The sequence below is a fragment of the Blastococcus sp. TF02-8 genome (genome assembly GCF_003319175.1).
Classification (GTDB): Bacteria; Actinomycetota; Actinomycetes; order Mycobacteriales; family Geodermatophilaceae; genus Blastococcus.
The window spans coordinates 123,996-143,004 of record NZ_QOHK01000004.1 but is presented as its reverse complement, the minus strand read 5'-3'; the positions used below and the strand labels follow the sequence as shown (position 1 = coordinate 143,004).

General features: G+C 73.1%; 16 protein-coding genes and 1 tRNA gene. 7 read left to right on the top strand and 10 right to left on the bottom strand.

What is annotated here, in order from left to right:
- Position 1: 1 nt before the first annotated feature.
- Entirely contained in the window at positions 2-1,741 is a 1,740-nt protein-coding gene (leuA, locus tag DQ237_RS09910) for a 2-isopropylmalate synthase (RefSeq protein ID WP_113799672.1), read from the bottom strand.
- Between the two features lie 347 nt (positions 1,742-2,088).
- Here leuA and DQ237_RS09900 point away from each other — a divergent pair, with 347 nt between their 5' ends.
- Complete coding sequence (locus tag DQ237_RS09900) at positions 2,089-2,664, top strand: hypothetical protein (protein WP_147251773.1); 576 nt, start codon at positions 2,089-2,091, stop codon at positions 2,662-2,664.
- 102 nt (positions 2,665-2,766) lie between these two features.
- On the opposite strand, the gene DQ237_RS09895 is transcribed toward DQ237_RS09900, so the two are convergent.
- Entirely contained in the window at positions 2,767-4,359 is a 1,593-nt protein-coding gene (locus DQ237_RS09895; RefSeq protein ID WP_113799667.1) for a phospholipase D-like domain-containing protein, read from the bottom strand.
- Between the two features lie 75 nt (positions 4,360-4,434).
- Here DQ237_RS09895 and DQ237_RS09890 point away from each other — a divergent pair, with 75 nt between their 5' ends.
- Together DQ237_RS09890 and DQ237_RS09885 are read left to right on the top strand one after the other, a co-directional pair.
- The gene (locus DQ237_RS09890) at positions 4,435-5,700 is read left to right on the top strand and encodes an aspartate kinase (protein WP_113799665.1); all 1,266 of its coding nucleotides are present in this window, start codon (positions 4,435-4,437) and stop codon (positions 5,698-5,700) included.
- The gene (locus DQ237_RS09885; RefSeq protein ID WP_113799663.1) at positions 5,697-6,740 is read left to right on the top strand and encodes an aspartate-semialdehyde dehydrogenase; all 1,044 of its coding nucleotides are present in this window, start codon (positions 5,697-5,699) and stop codon (positions 6,738-6,740) included. Before DQ237_RS09890 ends, DQ237_RS09885 begins: the two co-directional genes overlap by 4 nt.
- 57 nt (positions 6,741-6,797) lie before the next feature.
- Here DQ237_RS09885 and DQ237_RS09880 read toward each other — a convergent pair whose 3' ends face one another.
- The 5 genes from DQ237_RS09880 to DQ237_RS09865 form a co-directional block, all read right to left on the bottom strand.
- Complete coding sequence (locus tag DQ237_RS09880) at positions 6,798-8,591, bottom strand: prolyl oligopeptidase family serine peptidase (protein WP_113799661.1); 1,794 nt, start codon at positions 8,589-8,591, stop codon at positions 6,798-6,800.
- A 4-nt stretch (positions 8,592-8,595) separates the two neighbouring features.
- Positions 8,596-9,696 carry a hemolysin family protein gene (locus DQ237_RS19910; protein ID WP_205730154.1) on the bottom strand — a complete coding sequence of 367 codons (1,101 nt, stop codon included), beginning with the start codon at positions 9,694-9,696 and terminating at the stop codon, positions 8,596-8,598.
- Positions 9,693-11,036, bottom strand: coding sequence for a hemolysin family protein (locus DQ237_RS19905; RefSeq protein WP_205730153.1), 1,344 nt, complete (start codon positions 11,034-11,036; stop codon positions 9,693-9,695). The genes DQ237_RS19910 and DQ237_RS19905 overlap by 4 nt, the downstream gene beginning before the upstream one ends.
- Positions 11,037-11,127: 91 nt before the next feature.
- A tRNA-Pro gene (locus DQ237_RS09870) sits at positions 11,128-11,201 on the bottom strand.
- A 50-nt stretch (positions 11,202-11,251) separates the two neighbouring features.
- Positions 11,252-12,163 (bottom strand): metallophosphoesterase, encoded by a 912-nt coding sequence (locus tag DQ237_RS09865; RefSeq protein WP_113799659.1) that lies wholly within the window; start codon positions 12,161-12,163, stop codon positions 11,252-11,254.
- Positions 12,164-12,216: 53 nt separating this feature from the next.
- Here DQ237_RS09865 and DQ237_RS09860 point away from each other — a divergent pair, with 53 nt between their 5' ends.
- Complete coding sequence (locus DQ237_RS09860) at positions 12,217-12,669, top strand: GatB/YqeY domain-containing protein (protein ID WP_113799657.1); 453 nt, start codon at positions 12,217-12,219, stop codon at positions 12,667-12,669.
- On the opposite strand, the gene DQ237_RS09855 is transcribed toward DQ237_RS09860, so the two are convergent.
- From DQ237_RS09855 to DQ237_RS09845, 3 genes are read right to left on the bottom strand one after another with little or no spacing between them, the layout of a single operon-like run.
- On the bottom strand, positions 12,670-15,072 hold the full coding sequence (locus tag DQ237_RS09855; protein ID WP_113799655.1) for a penicillin-binding protein: 2,403 nt from the start codon (positions 15,070-15,072) through the stop codon (positions 12,670-12,672). It lies immediately after the preceding gene.
- Positions 15,073-15,113: 41 nt separating this feature from the next.
- Complete coding sequence (locus DQ237_RS09850) at positions 15,114-16,337, bottom strand: ArsA family ATPase (RefSeq protein ID WP_205730152.1); 1,224 nt, start codon at positions 16,335-16,337, stop codon at positions 15,114-15,116.
- Positions 16,337-17,365: an ArsA-related P-loop ATPase gene (locus DQ237_RS09845; protein WP_113800089.1), complete on the bottom strand. Its 1,029-nt coding sequence runs from the start codon at positions 17,363-17,365 to the stop codon at positions 16,337-16,339. Before DQ237_RS09845 ends, DQ237_RS09850 begins: the two co-directional genes overlap by 1 nt.
- 116 nt (positions 17,366-17,481) lie before the next feature.
- Between DQ237_RS09845 and DQ237_RS19710 the strand changes: the two genes are divergently transcribed.
- Genes DQ237_RS19710 through DQ237_RS09835 form a run of 3 tightly spaced genes read left to right on the top strand, consistent with a single transcriptional unit; the run spans position 17,482 to position 18,937 of the window.
- Positions 17,482-17,652, top strand: coding sequence for a hypothetical protein (locus tag DQ237_RS19710; RefSeq protein WP_166509561.1), 171 nt, complete (start codon positions 17,482-17,484; stop codon positions 17,650-17,652).
- Positions 17,649-18,128, top strand: coding sequence for a RidA family protein (locus DQ237_RS09840; RefSeq protein ID WP_113799654.1), 480 nt, complete (start codon positions 17,649-17,651; stop codon positions 18,126-18,128). Before DQ237_RS19710 ends, DQ237_RS09840 begins: the two co-directional genes overlap by 4 nt.
- Positions 18,125-18,937 carry an NUDIX domain-containing protein gene (locus DQ237_RS09835; RefSeq protein ID WP_113799652.1) on the top strand — a complete coding sequence of 271 codons (813 nt, stop codon included), beginning with the start codon at positions 18,125-18,127 and terminating at the stop codon, positions 18,935-18,937. Before DQ237_RS09840 ends, DQ237_RS09835 begins: the two co-directional genes overlap by 4 nt.
- The last annotated feature ends 72 nt before the right edge of the window (positions 18,938-19,009 follow it).

The window sequence follows — 19,009 nt, the reverse complement described above, 5'->3', positions numbered from 1 at the left end:
GTCAGCGCTGGGCGCGGTTGACCGCCGACACGACCGCGCGCAGCGAGGCGGTGACGATGTTCGGGTCGATGCCCACGCCCCACAGCACGCGGTCGCCGACGGCGCACTCGACGTAGGCGGCCGCCCGCGCGTCGCCGCCGGCGCTCATCGCGTGCTCGGCGTAGTCCAGGACCCGAAGGTCGACGTCGACGCTCCTCAGCGCGTCGACGAACGCCGCGATCGGCCCGTTGCCACGCCCCTCGACGGTCACCGGCACGCCGTCGTCCACCAGTTCGACGACCATCTCGTCGGTGGTGTCGCCGTGTGCGGTGTGCCGGTGGCCGGCCAGGCTGAACCGGCCCCAGGGAGCGGCCGGGTCGGGCAGGTACTCGTTGCTGAAGGCGGTCCACATCTGCTCGGCGGTGACCTCACCGCCCTCGTCGTCGGTGTGCCGCTGGATCACCGCGGAGAACTCGATCTGCAGCCGGCGCGGCAGGTCGAGGTGGTTCTCGGTCTTCATGATGTAGGCGACGCCGCCCTTGCCGGACTGGCTGTTCACCCGGATCACGGCCTCGTAGCTGCGGCCGACGTCCTTGGGGTCGATCGGCAGGTACGGCACGGCCCATGCCTGCTGCTCCACCGGGACCCCGGCGGCCTCGGCATCGGCGGCGAGGGCCTTGAAGCCCTTGTTGATCGCGTCCTGGTGGGAGCCGGAGAAGGCCGTGTACACCAGGTCACCGCCGTAGGGGTGCCGCTCGTGCACGCCCAGCTGGTTGCAGTACTCGACGGTGCGGCGGATCTCGTCGATGTCGGAGAAGTCGATCTGCGGGTCGATCCCCTGGCTGAACAGGTTCAGGCCGAGGGTGACCAGGTCGACGTTGCCGGTGCGCTCGCCGTTGCCGAACAGGCAGCCCTCGATGCGGTCGGCCCCGGCGCGGTAGCCCAGCTCGGCGGCGGCGACGGCGGTCCCCCGGTCGTTGTGCGGGTGCAGGGACAGGACGACGGCGTCGCGGCGGGCCAGGTTGCGGTGCATCCACTCGATCTGATCGGCGTAGACGGTCGGCTCGGCCATCTCCACCGTCGCCGGCAGGTTGAGGATGGTCGGCCGGTCGGCGGTCGGCTCCCAGACGTCGGTGACGGCGTTGCAGACCTCGACGGCGAAGTCGAGCTCGGTTCCGGTGAAGGACTCGGGGGAGTACTCGAACCGGATCTCGGTGCCGCCCATCTGCTCGGCCAGCTTGCGCACGACCTGGGCGCCGTGGACGGCGATGTCGACGATGCCGGCGCGGTCGGAGTCGAAGACGACCCGGCGCTGCAGGGTGCTGGTGGAGTTGTAGAGGTGCACGATCGCCTGCTCGGCGCCGCGCAGCGACTCGAAGGTGCGCTCGATCAGCTCGTCCCGGGCCTGGGTGAGCACCTGGATCGTGACGTCGTCGGGGACCAGCTCCTCCTCGATCAGCTGGCGGACGAAGTCGTAGTCCGTCTGGCTGGCCGCGGGGAAGCCGACCTCGATCTCCTTGTAGCCCATGCGGACCAGCAGCTCGAACATGCGGCGCTTGCGGTCGGGGGTCATGGGGTCGATCAGCGCCTGGTTGCCGTCGCGCAGGTCGACGGCGCACCACCGTGGCGCGACGGTGGTGACCTTCTCCGGCCAGGTGCGGTCGGGCAGGTCGACGGGGGTGAACGGCGCATAGCGGTGGATCGGCATGCGCGACGGCTGCTGGGGGTGGCGTACGTGCGGGTGCTGCGAGCTGGTGCTCATGGCTGTATCGGCTCCTCTGGCGCGGGCAGGACTGTCGCTCCGATGGGGCGGTCAGCAGGCGCCGGGAACGCTCTCGGTCACGGCAGTCACCGCGGCGAGGGAGCCGACCTAGGAGAGGGCCTCGCCGCGGCGGGTAAGCAGGAGGCTGCCGCGCACGGACCCACGGTAGCAGCGCCGACGCCTCACCCGCAGGGATGAGGTCGTGTTGCACCTCCGACATGGGGGCCGGTCGTCGGCCCCGTGCAGGTCACGGAGAAAACAAGGGACGTGCTCCGCGCCTCGCCTCGGGCGATGACGCACCGTCGTGCCTCCACTACGGAGACGCGACGGTGCCCTAACGTGCCGCCATGATCTCTCGTCGCCTCTCCGTCGCGCTGCCGCTGCTGGCCGCGGCCGTTCTCAGCGGATGCGGCGAGGACGCGCCGGCCGAGGCGGCGCCGCGCACGGCGGCCACGTCCACCACCGCCCCGAGCCCCAGCGCGTCTCCCGAGCCCTCGACCGCCGCACCGACGACGCCGGCCCCGGTTATGACTCCCACCCCCGTGGCGGCCACCCCCACGCCGGCCGCCGGGCCGGCCACCGTGGCCCCGGCCGCCGGCCCTGCCCGCGCGTCCACCGCCGCGCGCCCGAAGGAGGCGCTGGTGGCGCAGGGCGGTCAGTACTGGGGCGTGTACCTCGCCAGCAGCGCCGCCGCGGACGACGCCGCGGTGGGCTCGGCGTACCGGCGTCTGCAGGGCATGGGCTACCTCGGCAGCACCGGTGGTCTCTGCGACGACGGCGACCTCGCGTCGATCGGCATCAACCAGGGCGACGGGGTCACCTCCGTGTACTTCGGCTCCCGCGCGGAGGCGCTGCAGTTCATCGACCTGTGGAAGGCCCCGTACCGGGGGTACGCGCAGGTCCGCACCTACTGCGCCGACTAGCGGGAACCGCGCGGCTCGGTCGACGTCGCACCGCAGGGGTGTGCAGAGTCGGCGCGTCGCCGAGCACGCGTGCGCGCTGCCGGCGGACCACGGTGACCGGCGTCAGAAGGTCTTCTTCAGACGCAGTCGCAGCGGCCGGCCGTCGGGGTCGTCGAGCAGCCGGTACACCGGCGTCGCCCACAGGCGGGTGAACCACGGCAGCTTCTCGGCCCGGTGTCGGCGGACCCGGCCCGGTGGTCGGGGGCCGCGTCGGCCGTCGTCGTGCCAGGCGTCGAGCGCCTCCGCCCGGGCCTCCATGGTGTCGACGAACCGGGCCGGGTCGAGCGCCAGCTCGTCCTCCGCGCCGCCGGGGTCCAGGTCCAGGTGCTCCCGTGCCAGCGCCATCCGCAGGTTCCGCGCGAAGGTCCGGGCGCCGTCCCCGGTCCCCGCCGGGTCGCGGGGCTCGCGCTCGTCCCGGGTGGTGTCGAGCACCGCGCTGGACAGTTCGCTGTCGTGCGTCCAGGAGCGCCGGTTGAAGTTGTCGCTGCCGACGCTGGCCCAGAGATCGTCGACGACGCACACCTTGGCGTGCACGTACACCGGCGTCCCGACGTGGTTCTCCACGTCGAAGACGTGCACCCGCCCCTCGCCGGCCTTCCGGCACATCTCGATGGCCTGCCAGCGGCCGACGTACTGGGGGCGCTCGGCGAACACGCTGTCCTGGTCCGGCACCCGTGGGACCACGACCACCAGGTGTAGGTCGGGGTTGTCCGACAGCGCCTCGGCGAACAGCCGGGCCACCTCGGCGGACCACATGTACTGGTCCTCCAGGTAGATCAGGCGCCGGGCCCGCTTCACCGCCTTCGTGTAGCCGCGGGCGACCGAGCGCTCCCCGTCGGGAGCGAACCGGTACGGCGGTCGGATCGCCGGATAGGTGCGGAGGTTCTGCACGACGTGCGGCCCGCACTCCGGGGGTGGTGGCAGCTGGGGCGGCAGGGCGTCGGCGTGCAGCCGGGCCCGGTGCAGCTTGTCGTGCACCCACGCCAGGGGGTGGTCGGCGTCGGGGCTGTTCGGGTCGTCCCACCGTTCGCGGAACACCGTGTCCAGCACGTGGACGGCCGGCCCGCGGATCTGCAGCTGCACGTCGTGCCACGGCGGGTTGTCCCCGTACGCGGCCGCCATCGCCAGCGCCTGGGGGTCGCCGCGGTGCTCGGCGTCGTCGCGACGGGAGTAGCAGAGATCGATCCCGCCGACGAACGCGACGTCCTTCGACGGGTCCTCGTCGTGCCGCAGGACGACCAGCTTCTGGTGGTGGCTCCCCATCCGGCGGATCCGCTGGTCCAGGATCACCTCACCGCCCCCGTGCTCGATCTCCACGTCGAGAGCGCGGTTGGACTCCTTGTTCATCGTCAACTGCTCCGCGTGCGACCTCCACACGAGCCCGCGCACGCAGACGCCCCGCTGCACCGCCTCGGTGAACAGCTCGGCCACCGTCGGCCCGCCGTCGAGCAGCAGTTCGTCGGGATCACCACGCCAGTCGGTGAAGTACAGCTGGTCCCCGGCGTCCAGCGACCGCACCTCCTCGACCAGCCGGGCGAAGTACGTCGCGCCGTGCAGCAGCGGCTCCGCGAGGTTCCCGGTGGTCCATCCCGGGATGGTGGTGGCGGTGTTCCCGCGCTCCTCCGTGCTGAGCAGCCACTCCTCGGGTGAGTCCACCCGGAGATCTCATCCTGCGGGAACGGGTGGACGCAACCGCCGGTAGCGGCCGCGCCGTCGGTAACCTGTGGACCCGTGGCCCTCGTCGTCCAGAAGTACGGCGGTTCCTCCGTCGCCTCTCCCACGCACATGCTGCGCGTCGCGGAGCGGATCGTCGCCGCCAAGAAGAACGGCGACGACGTCGTCGTCGTCGTCTCCGCCATGGGCGACACGACCGACGAGCTGCTCGACCAGGCGAGCCAGATCACCGACGACCCGCCCGGTCGCGAGCTGGACATGCTGCTCACCGCCGGCGAGCGGATCTCGATGGCGCTGCTGGCGATCGCGATCTCCACGCACGGTTACGAGGCGCGCTCCTTCACCGGCTCGCAGGCCGGTGTCATCACCACGGGCAGCCACGGCAAGGCCCGGATCATCGACGTCACCCCCGGCCGGCTGCGCGACGCGCTCAACGAGGGCTCGATCGTCATCGTGGCCGGGTTCCAGGGCGTCAGCCAGGACACCAAGGACATCACCACCCTCGGCCGCGGCGGCTCCGACACCACCGCCGTCGCGGTGGCCGCGGCGCTCTCCGCCGACGTCTGCGAGATCTACACCGACGTCGACGGCGTCTTCACCGCCGACCCGCGGATCGTCCCGAACGCCAAGCGGCTGGACACCATCACCTACGAGGAGATGCTCGAGCTCGCCGCGTCGGGCGCCAAGGTGCTCATGCTCCGCTGCGTCGAGTACGCCCGCCGCTACGGCATCCCCGTGCACGTCCGCAGCTCCTACTCACAGCTCCCCGGCACGACCGTGTCCGGCTCGATGGAGGACCTCCCGGTGGAACAGGCGATCATCACGGGCGTCGCGCACGACCGCTCCGAAGGCAAGATCACCGTCTACGGCGTCCCGGACCGGCCGGGCGAGGCCGCGCAGCTCTTCCGCGTGCTCGCCGACGCCGAGGTCAACATCGACATGATCGTGCAGAACGTGTCGGCCGGGGCCAGCAAGCTCGCCGACATCTCCTTCACGCTGCCCAAGAGCGACGGCCCGACCGCGCTGGCCGCGCTGGAGAAGGTCAAGAACACCGTCGGCTACAGCGACGTGCAGTTCGACCAGCACATCGGCAAGGTCTCGCTGGTCGGCGCGGGCATGCGCTCGCACCCGGGCGTCTCGGCCAAGTTCTTCGGCGCGCTGGCCGACGCGGGCGTGAACCTCGAGCTGATCAGCACCTCGGAGATCCGCATCTCCGTGGTCTGCCGCGACACCGACGTCGACATCGCCGTCCGCGCGGTGCACGACGCGTTCGACCTCGGCTCCGACGTCGAGGCCGTCGTCTACGGAGGGACCGGACGATGAGCACGCGCCCGCTGAACGTCGGCATCGTCGGCGCCACCGGCCAGGTCGGTCGCGTCGTGCGGGAGATCCTGGAGGAGCGGAACTTCCCGGTCGGCGAGATCCGGTTCTTCGCCTCCGCCCGGTCCGCCGGCAGCACCCTGCCGTGGGCCGGCGGCGAGGTGACCGTGGAGGACGCGGCCACGGCCGATCCCACGGGTCTCGACATCGCGATCTTCTCCGCGGGCGCGACGACGTCGCGGGAGCAGGCTCCGCGTTTCGCCGCGGCGGGCGTGACGGTGATCGACAACAGCTCGGCCTACCGGCGCGACCCCGACGTCCCGCTGATCGTCAGCGAGGTCAACCCGCACGCCCTCGCCGACGTGCGCAAGGGCATCATCGCCAACCCGAACTGCACCACCATGGCCGCGATGCCGATCATGGGCGCGCTGCACGAGGAGGCCGGTCTGGTCCGCCTCGTGGTGAGCACCTACCAGGCCGTCTCGGGCAGCGGGGTCGCCGGCGTCGAGGAGCTGGACAGCCAGGTCAAGGCGGTCGTGGACAAGGCCGCCGAGCTCGCCCACGACGGCGAGGCGGTCACCTTCCCGGCGCCGAAGAAGTACGTCGCGCCGATCGCGTTCAACGTACTGCCGATGGCGGGTTCCATCGTGGACGACGGCTCGCTCGAGACCGACGAGGAGCAGAAGCTCCGCAACGAGAGCCGCAAGATCCTCGGCATCCCGGACCTGCGGGTCGCCGGCACCTGCGTGCGCGTGCCGGTCTTCAGCGGGCACTCGCTCTCGATCAATGCCGAGTTCGAGCGGCCGATCTCGGTCGAGCGGGCCACCGAGATCCTGGCGTCGACCCCGGGTGTCGAGCTCTCCGACGTCCCCACCCCGCTGCAGGCCGCGGGCAAGGACCCGAGCTACGTCGGGCGCATCCGGCAGGACCAGAGCGTCGACGGCGGCCGCGGGCTGGTGCTGTTCATCAGCAACGACAACCTCCGCAAGGGTGCCGCGCTCAACACCGTCCAGATCGCGGAGCTCATCGCCGCTTCCCGCTGACCCCCGGGCGTTTCGTGCACTGACCGCCCGGACGGTCGGTGCACGAGACGCCGGCTGCTACGGCTGGACGTGCCGCAGGGCGAAGGCGAGCGCGATCTCGACCTGGCGGATGGTCTCCTCGATGACCAGCGAGCCGTGCCCGGCGTCGAAGCGGTAGACCTCGTGCTGCTTGCCCAGCCGCTCCAGCTCGCCCAGGTAGTTGTCGATCTGCCGGATCGGGCAGCGCGGGTCGTTCGCGCCCGCCACCACGAGCACGGGCGCTGCGACGGCGTCGACGTAGGTGATGGGGGAGGAGCGCACGTAGACGTCGCGCTTCTCCTCCGGTGACCCGCCGAACAGCGCCCGGTCGTAGGCCCGCAGACCCTCCATCTCGTCCTCGTAGGCGGCCAGGTAGTCGGCCACCGGGACCTCGGCGATGCCCGCGGCCCAGCGCTCCGGCTGGGTGCCGAGGCCGAGCAGCGCGAGGAACCCACCCCACGAGCCGCCGGTGAGGATCGCCCGCTGCGGGTCGACCACGCCCTCGGCGACCAGCGCGTCGTAGACCGCGCCGATGTCCTCGAGCTCGGTCAGACCCGGCCGACCGGTGAGCGCGTCGCGCCAGGCGGAGCCGTAGCCGGTGGAGCCGCGGTAGTTCACGTGCACCACCGCGTAACCGGCGTCCACGTACGCCGCCCGGCGGGCGCGGTAGGAGTCGTCGTCGGCCGCCTCCGGGCCGCCGTGGACGAGGAACGCGGTCGCGTACGGCCCCTCGCCGGCCGGGCGCACCAGCAGCGCGTGGATGTCGCCCCCCGGGCCGGGCACCCAGCGGTCCTCGACCGGATAGGCCGCGGGCGGCTCCTCGGCGGCCACCGAGAGGACGACGGGGCCGTCCGCGCGGCGGATCACCGGCGGCAGCTCGGCGTTCGACCAGGCCAGCTCCACCGTGCCGTCGGGTCGGGCGGTGGCGCCGCGGACGACGCCGGGCGGGGTGTCCAGCTTCTCCAGGGCCTCGGTGGCCAGGTCGTAGCGGTAGAGCTCGCTGCGGGCGGCGTGGTCGTGGCCGACGAGCAGCGCCGAGCCGTCGGGGTACCAGCCGGCGGTGACGTCGCCGGGCAGGTCGAGCAGGAGCTCGGTCTCGGTGCCGGCCTCGACGTCCCAGACCAGCAGCTCGTCGCGGCCGCGGCGCTCGTGGCCGACCAGCAACCGCCGGTCGCCGGGCAGCGGGGCGAACACCAGCGCGTGCAGCCCCAGACCCTCGCCGTCCCACTTCTCGGCCACCACCGAGTCGTCGGACGTGCGCAGCACCCGCAGCGCGGGGTAGCGCGGGTCGCCGTGCTCGGAGTGCGAGATGACCAGCAGCTCGTCGTCGTGGGTCAGTGCGTCGACCGACGCCGGGTCGGCGTGCCGGTAGACGACCCGGGGCGTCCCACCGTGCGGAGCGAGCCACAGCTCGCTGCCGTCGTCGGTGCTGCGACCGATCGCGACCAGCGAGCGCCCCACCTCCAGCCCCGCCGGGTAGGCCGGCCCGACCTCGGCGACGGCGACGGTGTCCTCGCCCCCGGCGAAGGGCTGGTTCATCCAGACGCCGAACTCGTCGCCGTCGGTGTCGGCGAACCACCAGATCGTCTCGCCGTCGGGGCTCAGCGTGCTGATCAGCGTGCCGTTGGGCCGGTCGGTGACCTGGCGGTGGGTGTCGGTGGACCGGTCCCACGCGTACTGCTCCACGACGCCGCTGAGGTCGGAGGAGTACAGGTTGCGGTGCGGCGCCTCCTCCGCCCACTCGGGCAGCGAGACCCGGGGCGCGCGGAACCGGGCCTGCCAGCGGGCGGTGACCTCGGGGGGGAGGGCGGGGACGGTGCTCGGGTCGGTCACCCGGTCATCTTCCCCCGGCGCCCGCTCTCGCCTCCGCCGCGTCCCCGGCGCGCACGCGCCGGTCGACCCGGCGGCGCTCGGCGGCGGCGTCCCGGACGTCCCCGATCAGCTGCTCCAGCACGTCCTCCAGGGCCACGACGCCGCGGACCCCTCCGCCGTCGGTGACCCGGCCGAGGTGGGCGCCCGCCTTGCGCATGGTGGCGAGCACCTCCGGCAGCGGATCGCCGGCGCCCAGCTCCACGAACTGCAGCACGTCGCGGTCCGGGATCGGCTGGTCGCGGCGCTCGGCCGGCACGTCGAGCACGTCCTTGACGTGCACGTAGCCGACCAGGCCCGCGCCGTCCTCGGACACCGGGTACCGGCTGAAGCCGTACTCGGCGACGGTCGCCTCCAACTCGCGAGGCGTGGTGCTGCGGGGCACGGTGACGAGCCGGTCCAGCGGCAGCAGCACCGAGGACAGGTCGTTCTGCTCGAAGGTGAGCGCGCCGGCGGCCAGCTCGCCCATCTCGGTGCCCAGCACCCCCTCGCGCTGCGACTGGGTGACCATGGACCGGATCTCGGTCTCGTCGAAGCTCGCGGCCACCTCGTCGGTCGGCTGCACGCCGAACAGCCGCACGAAACCGTTGGCGAGGGTGTTGAAGAGCCAGATGAACGGCTTCAGGACCCGCACCATCACCGCCAGGGGAGGGCCGAGCACCAGCGCCGCACGGTCCGGGCCGGCCATCGTGATGTTCTTCGGCACCATCTCGCCCAGCACCATGTGCAGCACGGTGACCAGCGAGAGCGCGATGGTCAGCGCGATCGGGTGCAGCAGCCCTTCGGGGAGCCCCGCCGCCTCCAGCGGCACCTCGATCAGGTGCGCCACGGCGGGCTCGCCGACGGCGCCGAGCCCCAGCGAGCACAGCGTGATGCCCAGCTGGGCGCCGGCCATCATCTGCGAGACGTTCCGCATCGCGGCCAGCGTCTTCACGGCCCGCCTGGAGCCGGTCTCCGCGCGGGCCTCGATCTGCGCGGCACGGGCCGAGACCAGGGCGAACTCGGCGGCGACGAAGAAGGCGTTGCCCAGCAGCAGGGCGACCAGGACCAGCAGGCTGACGACGCTCACGCCGCCACCTCCTCGCGGGTGGCAGGGGCGTCGGCATCGGCCGGCGGACCGGGCACCCGGCGGGCCACGACGCGTGCGACCCGGCGTCCCTGCACGGTCTCGACGGTGAGCTCCACCCCGTCGACCCGGACGACGTCGCCTTCCTGGGGCAGCCGCTGGAGCCGGTCGGTCAGGAAGCCGGCCAGCGTCTCGTAGCGGCCCTCGGGGACGGCGATGCCGGTCCGGTCCTGCACCTCGTCGGGGCGCAGCAGCCCGGAGAGAACCCACGTGTCGGCGTCCACCCGGCGCAGTGCGCGCAGCGGCCGGTCGGTCTCGTCCGCGATCTCCCCGACCAGCTCCTCCACGATGTCCTCGAGGGTGACCACGCCGTGCGTGGCGCCCCACTCGTCGACGACCAGGGCCAGCTGCAGGCCCTGGTCGCGCAGCAGGTCCAGCAGCCGTTCCAGCTGCATCGACGACGGGACGGCGAGGACGGGCGAGGCCAGCTCGCCGGCGGTGCGCACCGTCCGCTCGGCCTCCGGCACGGCGACCGCGTGCTTCACGTGCACGATGCCGGTCACCTCGTCCAGGTCGGAGCCGTAGACGGGGAAGCGGGAGTTGCCCGACTCCACCGCGGCGGCGATGACGTCGGCGGCGGTGGCGCTGGCCCGCAAGGTCCACAGCTGGGTCCGCGGGGTCATGACGTCGGTGGCGTACTTCGCGCCGAGCTTCAGCGAGCGCTGCAGCAGCCGGGCCGCGACGGGGGAGAGGTCGCCCTCCTCCGCGGAGCGGCGGGCGACGGCGGCGAGCTCGTCGGCGTCCCGCGCTGTCTCCAGCTCCTCCCGTGGCTCGAAGCCCAGCCGCCGCACGATGGCGTTGGCCAGCCGCTGCAGCGCGCCGACCACCGGCCGCGTGACCCGGGTGAACGCCTGCATCCCCGGGGCGACGAACCCGGCCACGGAGAGCGGGTTGGCGATCGCGAGGTTCTTCGGTCCCAGCTCGCCGAGCAGCATCTGCAGCGTCGTGGCCAGCGCGATGGCCAGCCCGTAGGAGACGGCGGTCGCCGAACCCCCGGTGAGGCCCAGACCCTCCAGCGGGCCACGCAGCAGCTGACCGATCGCCGGCTCGGCCAGGTAGCCGACCAGCAGCGTGGTGATCGTGATGCCCAGCTGGGCGGCCGAGAGCTGGGTGGACAGGCTGCTCAGCGCCCGGACGACGCTGCGGCCGCGCGCGCTCCCGCCGGTTGCGGCCTCCTCGGCGCGACCCCGGTCGACCGTGGTGAGGGAGAACTCCGCCGCGACGAAGAACCCGGTGAGCGCCGTCAGCAGCACGGCGGCGAGCAGGAGCAGCCATTCGGTCATCGCCGTCCTCGATGCCCGCGGGGCGCGGTCGTCAACCGGCGGACCCGGGAACGACTCAGGGGCCGCCTTCCGGCGGCCCCTGAGTGGAGGGTCGGGGTGACAGGATTTGAACCTGCGGCCTCGTCGTCCCGAACGACGCGCGCTACCAAGCTGCGCCACACCCCGAGGTGCGCTGATCGAGTCTAGCGCTCGTCCGCGCGCGCCCCCGCGGGGGGTCAGGAGGGGCGCGGGGTGAGGGTCAGCAGCGTGGCCTCGGGCGGGCAGGCGAAGCGCACCGGCGCGTACGGGCTGGTGCCCAGACCGGCGGAGATGTGCAGCCAGGTGCCGGCGGGGGAGGCCGCGCTCGGCTCGCTCCAGCGGTGCAGCCACCGGACCCGGTCGCGGTCGATCCCGCAGTTGGTGACCAGCGCGCCGTAGAACGGCACCCGCAGCTGGCCGCCGTGGGTGTGCCCGCAGAGCAGCAGGTCGTAGCCGTCGGCGGCGAAGCGGTCCAGCACCCGGGGCTCGGGGGAGTGCGCCAGCCCCAGCCGCAGGTCGGCCGACGGGTCGGCCGGGCCGGCCACCAGGTCGTACCGGTCCCGCTTCAGGTGCGAGTCGTCCACCCCGGCGAACACGATCCGCCGCCCCCCGACGGTGAGCTCGCCGGCGGCGTTGGTCAGATCCAGCCAGCCGCGGGCGGTCATGCCGTCGCGCAGGTCGCGCCAGGGCAGCTCCGTGCCGTGCACCCGCTTGTGGTCGGTGCGGAAGTACTTGAACGGGTTCTTCGGCCGCGGCGCGTAGTAGTCGTTGCTGGCCAGCACGAAGGCGCCGGGCAGGTCCATCAGCGGGTCGAGGGCCCGCAGGGTGCCGGGCACCGCGTCGAACCCGGCCAGGTTGTCGCCGGTGTTGATGACGAGGTCCGGCTCCAGCTCGGCCAGCCCGGCCACCCACTCCTGCTTGCTCCGCTGGCCGGCGGTCATGTGCAGGTCCGAGATCTGCAGCACCCGCAGCGGCGCGGACCCCGGCGCGAGCACCGGGACGTCGAACCGGCGCAGCGTCCACCGGGTGCGCTCGTAGAGGCTCGCGTAGGCGGTCACCGCGGCGCCGGAGGCGACGGCGGCGGTGGGGACGGCGGTGTACCAGCGCACACGGGAGAGCCTACGGGCGCGGGTCCGGACGGCGACGTGTCAGGCTGGAGCACGTGCCCGACTTGAAGGTTCAGCTGCGCGCCGACCTGACCACCGCCATGAAGGCCCGCGACGAGCTGCGCACCGCGACGCTGCGCATGGTGCTCGCCGCCGTCAGCGCCGAGGAGGTGGCGGGGAAGGAGGCCCGCGAGCTCAGCGACGACGAGGTCCAGGCCGTGCTGCGCCGCGAGGCGAAGAAGCGGCGGGAGGCGGCGGAGGCGTTCGGCTCGGCCGGCCGCACCGAGCAGGCCGCCCGTGAGCAGGCGGAGGGCGAGGTGCTGGCCGGTTACCTGCCGGCGCAGCTGGAGGACGCCGACCTGGCCGCGATCGTCGCCGACGTGATCACCCGCACCGGCGCCTCCGGCATGGAGGACATGGGCAAGGTCATGGGTGCGGCGAACGGCGCCGTCGCCGGGCGGGCCGAGGGCTCGCGGGTGGCTGCGGAGGTGCGGCGGCAGCTGGGCTGATCAGGCCCCGGTGCGCCCACCACCGGGGCGGCCCCCGGCGGTGCCGTCGGGCCCGCGGCCGCGATCGGCCTCCGGCTGCCCGAGCGCACCCGGCGGGTTCCCGGTGCCGGTCCCCTCGGGTGCCGGCGGCGCGTTCGGGTCGACCGGTGCGGGGGCGGGGGCGGGCTCCGGCTGAACCGCCGAGCCGTTGCTGACCCGGATGGTCACGCTCGAGCCCGCGGCGGCCCGGGTGCCCGCGGCCGGCTGGGTGCCCAGCAGGGTGCCCGCGGCCTCGCCGCTGTCGACCTCGCGGACGGTGGCGGTGAAGCCGGCCCCCTCGAGGGCGGTCTGGCAGGCCGACACCGACGAGCAGCTCGGCACCAGTTCGGTGTCGCCCTCGGCGACCTCGGGGTCCTCCGGCGGGAAGGGCACGTCCGGCTGCCCGCTGAGGATCGGCGTCATGGCGTCGTGCCAGATGGTCGCGCCCTTGCCGCCACCGAAGCCGCCGACGCTCTTCCCGGCCCTCGTCTGCCAGACCAGGACGCTGGCCGTGTACTGCGGGGTGTACCCCACGAAGGCCACCGAGTTGTTGTCGTTCGTCGTGCCGGTCTTGCCGGCGATCTGGTGGCCCGGGATGTAGGCCCGCGACGCGGTCTGGCCGCTGTGGCCGGGCTCGACGTCCTTGCGCAGCATCTGGTTCAGCGTGTTGGCGACGCCGCTGGGGATGGCCTCCGGCGTGCAGTTGTCGGTCGTGACGACCGGCTTGCCGTCGCGGGTCAGCGGCTGGCCGGCGCGGTCGAGGATCGCCACCACCGGCGTCGGGTCGCACTGCGTGCCGCTGGCGGCGAGCGTGGAGTAGGCGCTGGCCAGGTCCAGCGGGCTCACGCCGTCGGTGCCGAAGGTGAACGAGCCCCGGTTCTCGGCGATGATCTGGTCGGCCGGGTACTGGGTGGCCGCGTAGTCGAAGTGCATGCCCATGCGCTCGGCCATGCGGACCGGCCCCTCGACCGAGCCCAGCTTGTCCTCCAGGGCCAGGAAGTAGGTGTTGGAGGACATGTAGAGCGCCTTCTCCATGTCCAGCGTCGCCGGGTAGCCCTTGCCCGCGTTGGGAACGCGGTAGGCCTTCCCGCCGTCCTTGTAGACCTTGGACACGTACGGGTCGCTGGTGGTGAGGGTGAAGTACTTCGAGTAGCCCTGCTCCAGTGCGGCGGCCGCGGTGAAGACCTTGAAGGTCGAGCCGGAGCCCTTGGTGGGGACGACGTTCAGGTTGACCGACTCGCAGTCGGCGCCGGTGCAGCCGAACCGACGGTTGTTCGACATCGCCAGCACCTTGCCGGTGCCCGGCTCGACCGCGGTGTAGGTGCCGACGAGCTCGTCGCCCATGCGCAGCGTGTTCAGCACCGCCTGGTCCCCGGCCACCTGCATGTCCGGCCGCAGGGTCGTCTGGATGGTCAGCCCGCCGTTGTCGATCTCGGAGTCGGTGAGCCCCAGCTCCCGGGTGAGGTAGCCGTACAGGTAGTCGCAGAAGAACCCGCCGATCGCGGCGTCGATGCAGCCGTTGGCCGGGGCCAGCCCCGGCGCGACCTGCACCGGCTGCCCGGAGACGTCGGTCAGCTCCTGCTGGGTGATGTGGCCCAGGTCGAACATCCGCTGCAGCACCTGGTTGCGCCGGATCTGCGCGTTCTCCGGGTTGGTGATCGGGTCGTCGTTGGTCGGGCTCTGCACGAGGCCGGCGAGCATGGCCGCCTGCGGCAGCGTGAGGTCGGCGGCGTTGGTGCTGAAGTAGCGCTGGGCCGCGGACTGGATGCCGTAGGCGCCCTCCCCGAAGTACACGATGTTCAGGTACCGGGTGAGGATCTCGTCCTTGGAGTAGGTCTCCTCCAGGGCGAGGGCCAGCCGGGCCTCGCGCAGCTTGCGGGACAGGCCCTCGACGCCGTCCTGCTCGATCGCCGCGTCGCGCTCGGCCTGGGTGGTCGCCGTCTGCAGCAGGGTCTGCTTCACCAGCTGCTGGGTGATCGTCGAGCCGCCCTCCCGGACCTGCCCGGCCGCGAGGTTGGTGGCCAGCGCCCGGAAGGTGCCCTGGACGTCGAGACCGTTGTGCTCGTAGAAGCGCGAGTCCTCGATGTCGACCAGCGCCTGCTTCATGACCTCGGCGATCTGGTCCGGCGCGACGGGAGTGCGGTTGTTCTCGTAGAAGTTCGTGATCAGCGACCCGTCGGCGGCCAGCACCTTGGTGTTGCCCGCCGGCGTCTTGTCGGTCAGCTCGACCGGCAGCGCGTCGAGCAGCGAGGCCGAGTTGCGGGCGATGAGGCCGGCACCCCCGACCCAGGGCAGCAGGAGACCCGCCACGAGCATGCCTGCGACGACGATCGTCGCGGCGAGCCTGGCGAGCAGACGGGTCCGGATGCGCGCGTTCTCCGACATCGCGGGCCAGGGTATTACGCGCGCGGCGCACGAAGCCCTGGTCAGCCGCGGCGCGCGGGGAGGATCCGTGTCCGGGGGGTTCCCGTCGGCGTGTCGCCGTCCGGACCGGTCAGCGCCTCGGCCATCACCCGGAGCCCGTCCAGGTCGTGCACGTCGCCGGCGGCCGCCGGGACGGTGCGGACGGCGACCTCGGGATGGGCGCTGGTGAACCGGTCGGCCAGGTGCTGCTCGCGTGCGGCCACCTGCATCCGGCCGGCGTGCACGCGCAGTGCGGCGGCGGCCAGCTCGGAGCCCTCGCCCCCGGACTCCGCGACCTCCTCGGCGGCTCCCTCGGCGCGGGTGGCCGACAGGGTGGTGGTCGCCGGGGGATGGGTGCGGTTGACCACGAGCCCGGCCAGCGGCATGCCCTCGGCCGACAGCCGGTCGACGAAGTACGAGGCCTCGCGGAGGGCGTCGGGCTCGGGCGCGGCCACGACCACGAACCAGGTGCCGGGGCGCCGCAGCAGCTCGTAGGTCGCCGTCGCCCGCTCGCGGAAGCCGCCGAACATCGTGTCGAGGGCCGCGACGAAGGCAGAGATGTCGCGCAGCAGCTGGCCGCCGAGGATCTTGCTGACGATCCGGCTGAACAGCAGGAAACCGGCGCTGGCGAACTTGAAGCCTGCCCGGCTCGGCGCCATGAGTAGCCGGATCATCGTGCCGTCGAGGAAGCGGCCCATCCGGTTGGGGGCGTCGAGGAAGTCCAGCGCCGACCGGGACGGCGGGGTGTCCACGATGATCAGGTCCCACTGGTCGCTGGCCCGGAGCTGGCCCAGCTTCTCCATCGCCATGTACTCCTGCGTGCCGGAGAAGGACGACGACAGCGCCTGGTAGAAGGGGTTCTCCAGGATCTGCTGGGCCCGCTCGGGCGTGGAGTGCGCGGACACGACGTCGTCGAACGTCCGCTTCATGTCCAGCATCATCGCGTGCAGCTCGCCCGGTGCACCGGGGACGTCGACCCGCCGCGGCTCGTTGTCCAGCTCCACCAGCCCCAGCGACTGGGCCAGGCGCCGGGCCGGGTCGATGGTCAGGACGACGACCGTGCGGCCGGCCTCCGCCGCGGCCAGCGCGAGCGCCGCGGAGCTGGTGGTCTTGCCGACGCCGCCCGCGCCGCAGCAGACGACGATGCGGGTGTCCCGGTCGGTGATGAGCTGCTGCAGGTCCATGGCCGGGGCCTGCCGGGGCGGGCGTGCCGTGGTGGGGGTCTCGGTGGTCGTGTCGGCGGCCATCAGCGGGCCACGTCCCCGGTCGCTCCCGCGGGGCGCTGCGCTCCCACCGCCGGGGCGAGGTGCTCCTCGAGCCGGCCGGCGAGCTCGAACAGGCAGCCCAGGTCCATGGGCCCGGGCAGCAGCGGCAGCTCGAGGGTGGGGCGGCCCAGTGCCTCGACCTGCTCGCGCAGCGCGTCCTGCGCGGCCCAGCGGCGGGCGTGCTCGACCACCTCCGCGGCCAGCGCGTCGGCCACCTCGTCCGCAGCGGGCAGGTGCGCGGCGGCCAGGGCGGGAGCGAGGTCGGCGCCGGTCAGCTCGCCGGCGGCGGCGCGGGCCAGAGCGGCGTCGGGCAGCACCGGTTCGGCGGCCATGTTCACGAACACCGAACCGACCGGGAGCCCCGCCGCGGTGAGCTCGGCGATCGCGTCCGCGGTCTCCTGGACCGGCATGTCCTCGAGGAGCGTCACCAGGTGCACGGCGGTCTGGGGGGAACGGAGCACGGCCATCACGCCGTCGCTCTGCGTCTTGATCGGGCCGGACCGGGCCAGCTGCGACATCTCACCGGTCACCCCGAGGAACCGGGTGATCCGTCCGGTGGGCGGCGCGTCGACGACCACGGCGTCGTACACCGGGCTGCCGTCGTGACGACGGGTGACGGCCTCCTTGATCTTGCCGGTGATCAGCACGTCGCGGAGTCCCGGCGCGATCGCCGTCGCGAAGTCGATCGCGCCCATCTTGCGCAGCGCCCGACCGGCCCGGCGCAGGTTGTAGAACATGTCCAGGTAGTCCAGCAGCGCTTCCTCGACGTCGATCGCCAGCGCCTTGACCTCGCCGCCGCCGCGGGTGACCGCGATCCGCCGCTCCTCGTAGGGCAGCGGCGCGGTGTCGAACAGCTGCGCGACGCCCTGCCGACCCTCGGTCTCCACCAGCAGCACCGAGCGCCCGTCGGCGGCCAGGGCCAGGGCGAGCGCGCCGGCGACCGTCGTCTTCCCGGTCCCGCCCTTGCCGGTGACCACGTGCAGGCGCGGGGAGGACCGATCGGGGCTCACCCGCACCAGCCTAGATCAAGGACGACCTCCCCCTCGGGCCTCGCGAGGTCGGTCCGGGCGCCTGGAGGGTGGCCGTTCCAGCACCTCGCCGGAGGGGCTGCGCTAGCGTCGCGCCCATGAGCGACACCGCACGGCAGAAGTGGGAGTACGCGACCATCCCCCTGCTGGTCCACAACACCAAGGCGATCCTCGACTCCTGGGGCGTCGACGGGTGGGAGCTGGTCACCGTGCTCCCGGGCCCCGGCGGCATGGAGCAGCTGGTCGCCTACCTCAAGCGCCCGGCGTGACCAGCCCGACCGCCCCGGCGCAGGGCTGGCACGCCCGCCTCGCCGAGCTCGGCATCCGGCTGCCCCCCGTCGCGCCGCCGGTCGCCTCCTACGTGCCCGCCGTCCGCTCCGGCTCGCTGGTGTTCACCTCCGGCCAGCTGCCCTTCGTCGACGGCGGCCTGCGCCGCACCGGCAAGGTCGGCGGCTCGGTCGACGTCGAGGCCGCAGCGGCCGACGCCAAGCTGTGCGCGCTGAACGCCCTGGCCGCCATCGACGAGCTCGTGGGGCTGGACTCGGTGGCCCGCATCGTCCGGGTGGTCGGCTACGTGGCGAGCGCGGAGGGCTTCACCGGCCAGCCGCGGGTCGTCAACGGCGCCAGCGAGCTGCTGGGCCGGATCTTCGGCGACGCCGGTCAGCACGCCCGCAGCGCCGTCGGTGTGGCCGAGCTGCCACTGGGCGCACCGGTCGAGGTCGAGCTCACCGTCGAGCTCCGGTGAGCCCCGCGGCGGGCGGGGCGCCGGCCGAGGCCAAGCAGGCGGCCACCGTCCTCCTGCTGCGCGACGGCGCACACGGCCTGGAGGTCTACCTGCTCCGCCGCACCAAGGGCATGCCGTTCGCCGGTGGCATGACCGCCTATCCCGGCGGTGGCGTGGACCCGCGCGACGGCGACACCGAGATCGGCTGGGCCGGTCCCTCGCCGGCCGACTGGTCGAGCGCGTTCGGCTGCGACGAGCGCACGGCGCGGGAGCTCGTCTGCGCCGCGGTCCGGGAGACCTTCGAGGAGGCCGGCGTCCTGCTCGCCGGGCTGCCCGACGGCGCGGTCGTGCCGGACGTCTCGGGCGACGACTGGGAGGAGCAGCGGCAGGCGCTGCTGTCCCGGGAGCTGTCGCTGGCGGAGCTGCTGGCCGGGCGCGGGCTCGTGCTGCGCTCGGACCTGCTGCGCCCGTTCGCGCACTGGATCACCCCACCGGTCGAGCCGCGGCGCTACGACACGAAGTTCTTCGCCGCAGCCCTGCCGGTGGGCCAGGAGGCGCGCGACGTCTCCGGAGAGGCCGACGAGGCCTCCTGGCTGACGCCGGCGGCCGCCCTGGCCGAGCTGGCCTCGGGGAACCGCCCCATGCTCCCGCCGACCTCGCACACCCTCGGTCAGCTGCAGCCGTTCCCCGACGTCGCCGCGGCGCTGACCGGTTCACCTCCGCAGCCGCTGCACCCGATCAGCCCGCGCTTCGAGGAGACCCCCGACGGCAAGTGGGCGGTGCTGCCCGACGGCACCCGCATCCGGCTCGTGGTGCCGCTTCCGTCGTGAAGCTCTGAACGCGAGAGACCCGGAACCAGGACGGTTCCGGGCCTCTCGCGTTGAACGGTCGTGCCGAGCGGG

Coding starts and splice junctions, on each gene's coding strand:
- leuA (WP_113799672.1), bottom strand. CDS start 1,741: ATGAGCACCAGCTCGCAGCACCCGCACGTACGCCACCCCCAGCAGCCG.
- DQ237_RS09850 (WP_205730152.1), bottom strand. CDS start 16,337: ATGGCCGCCGACACGACCACCGAGACCCCCACCACGGCACGCCCGCCC.
- DQ237_RS19905 (WP_205730153.1), bottom strand. CDS start 11,036: ATGACCGAATGGCTGCTCCTGCTCGCCGCCGTGCTGCTGACGGCGCTC.
- DQ237_RS09885 (WP_113799663.1), top strand. CDS start 5,697: ATGAGCACGCGCCCGCTGAACGTCGGCATCGTCGGCGCCACCGGCCAG.
- DQ237_RS19710 (WP_166509561.1), top strand. CDS start 17,482: ATGAGCGACACCGCACGGCAGAAGTGGGAGTACGCGACCATCCCCCTG.
- DQ237_RS09900 (WP_147251773.1), top strand. CDS start 2,089: ATGATCTCTCGTCGCCTCTCCGTCGCGCTGCCGCTGCTGGCCGCGGCC.
- DQ237_RS09855 (WP_113799655.1), bottom strand. CDS start 15,072: ATGTCGGAGAACGCGCGCATCCGGACCCGTCTGCTCGCCAGGCTCGCC.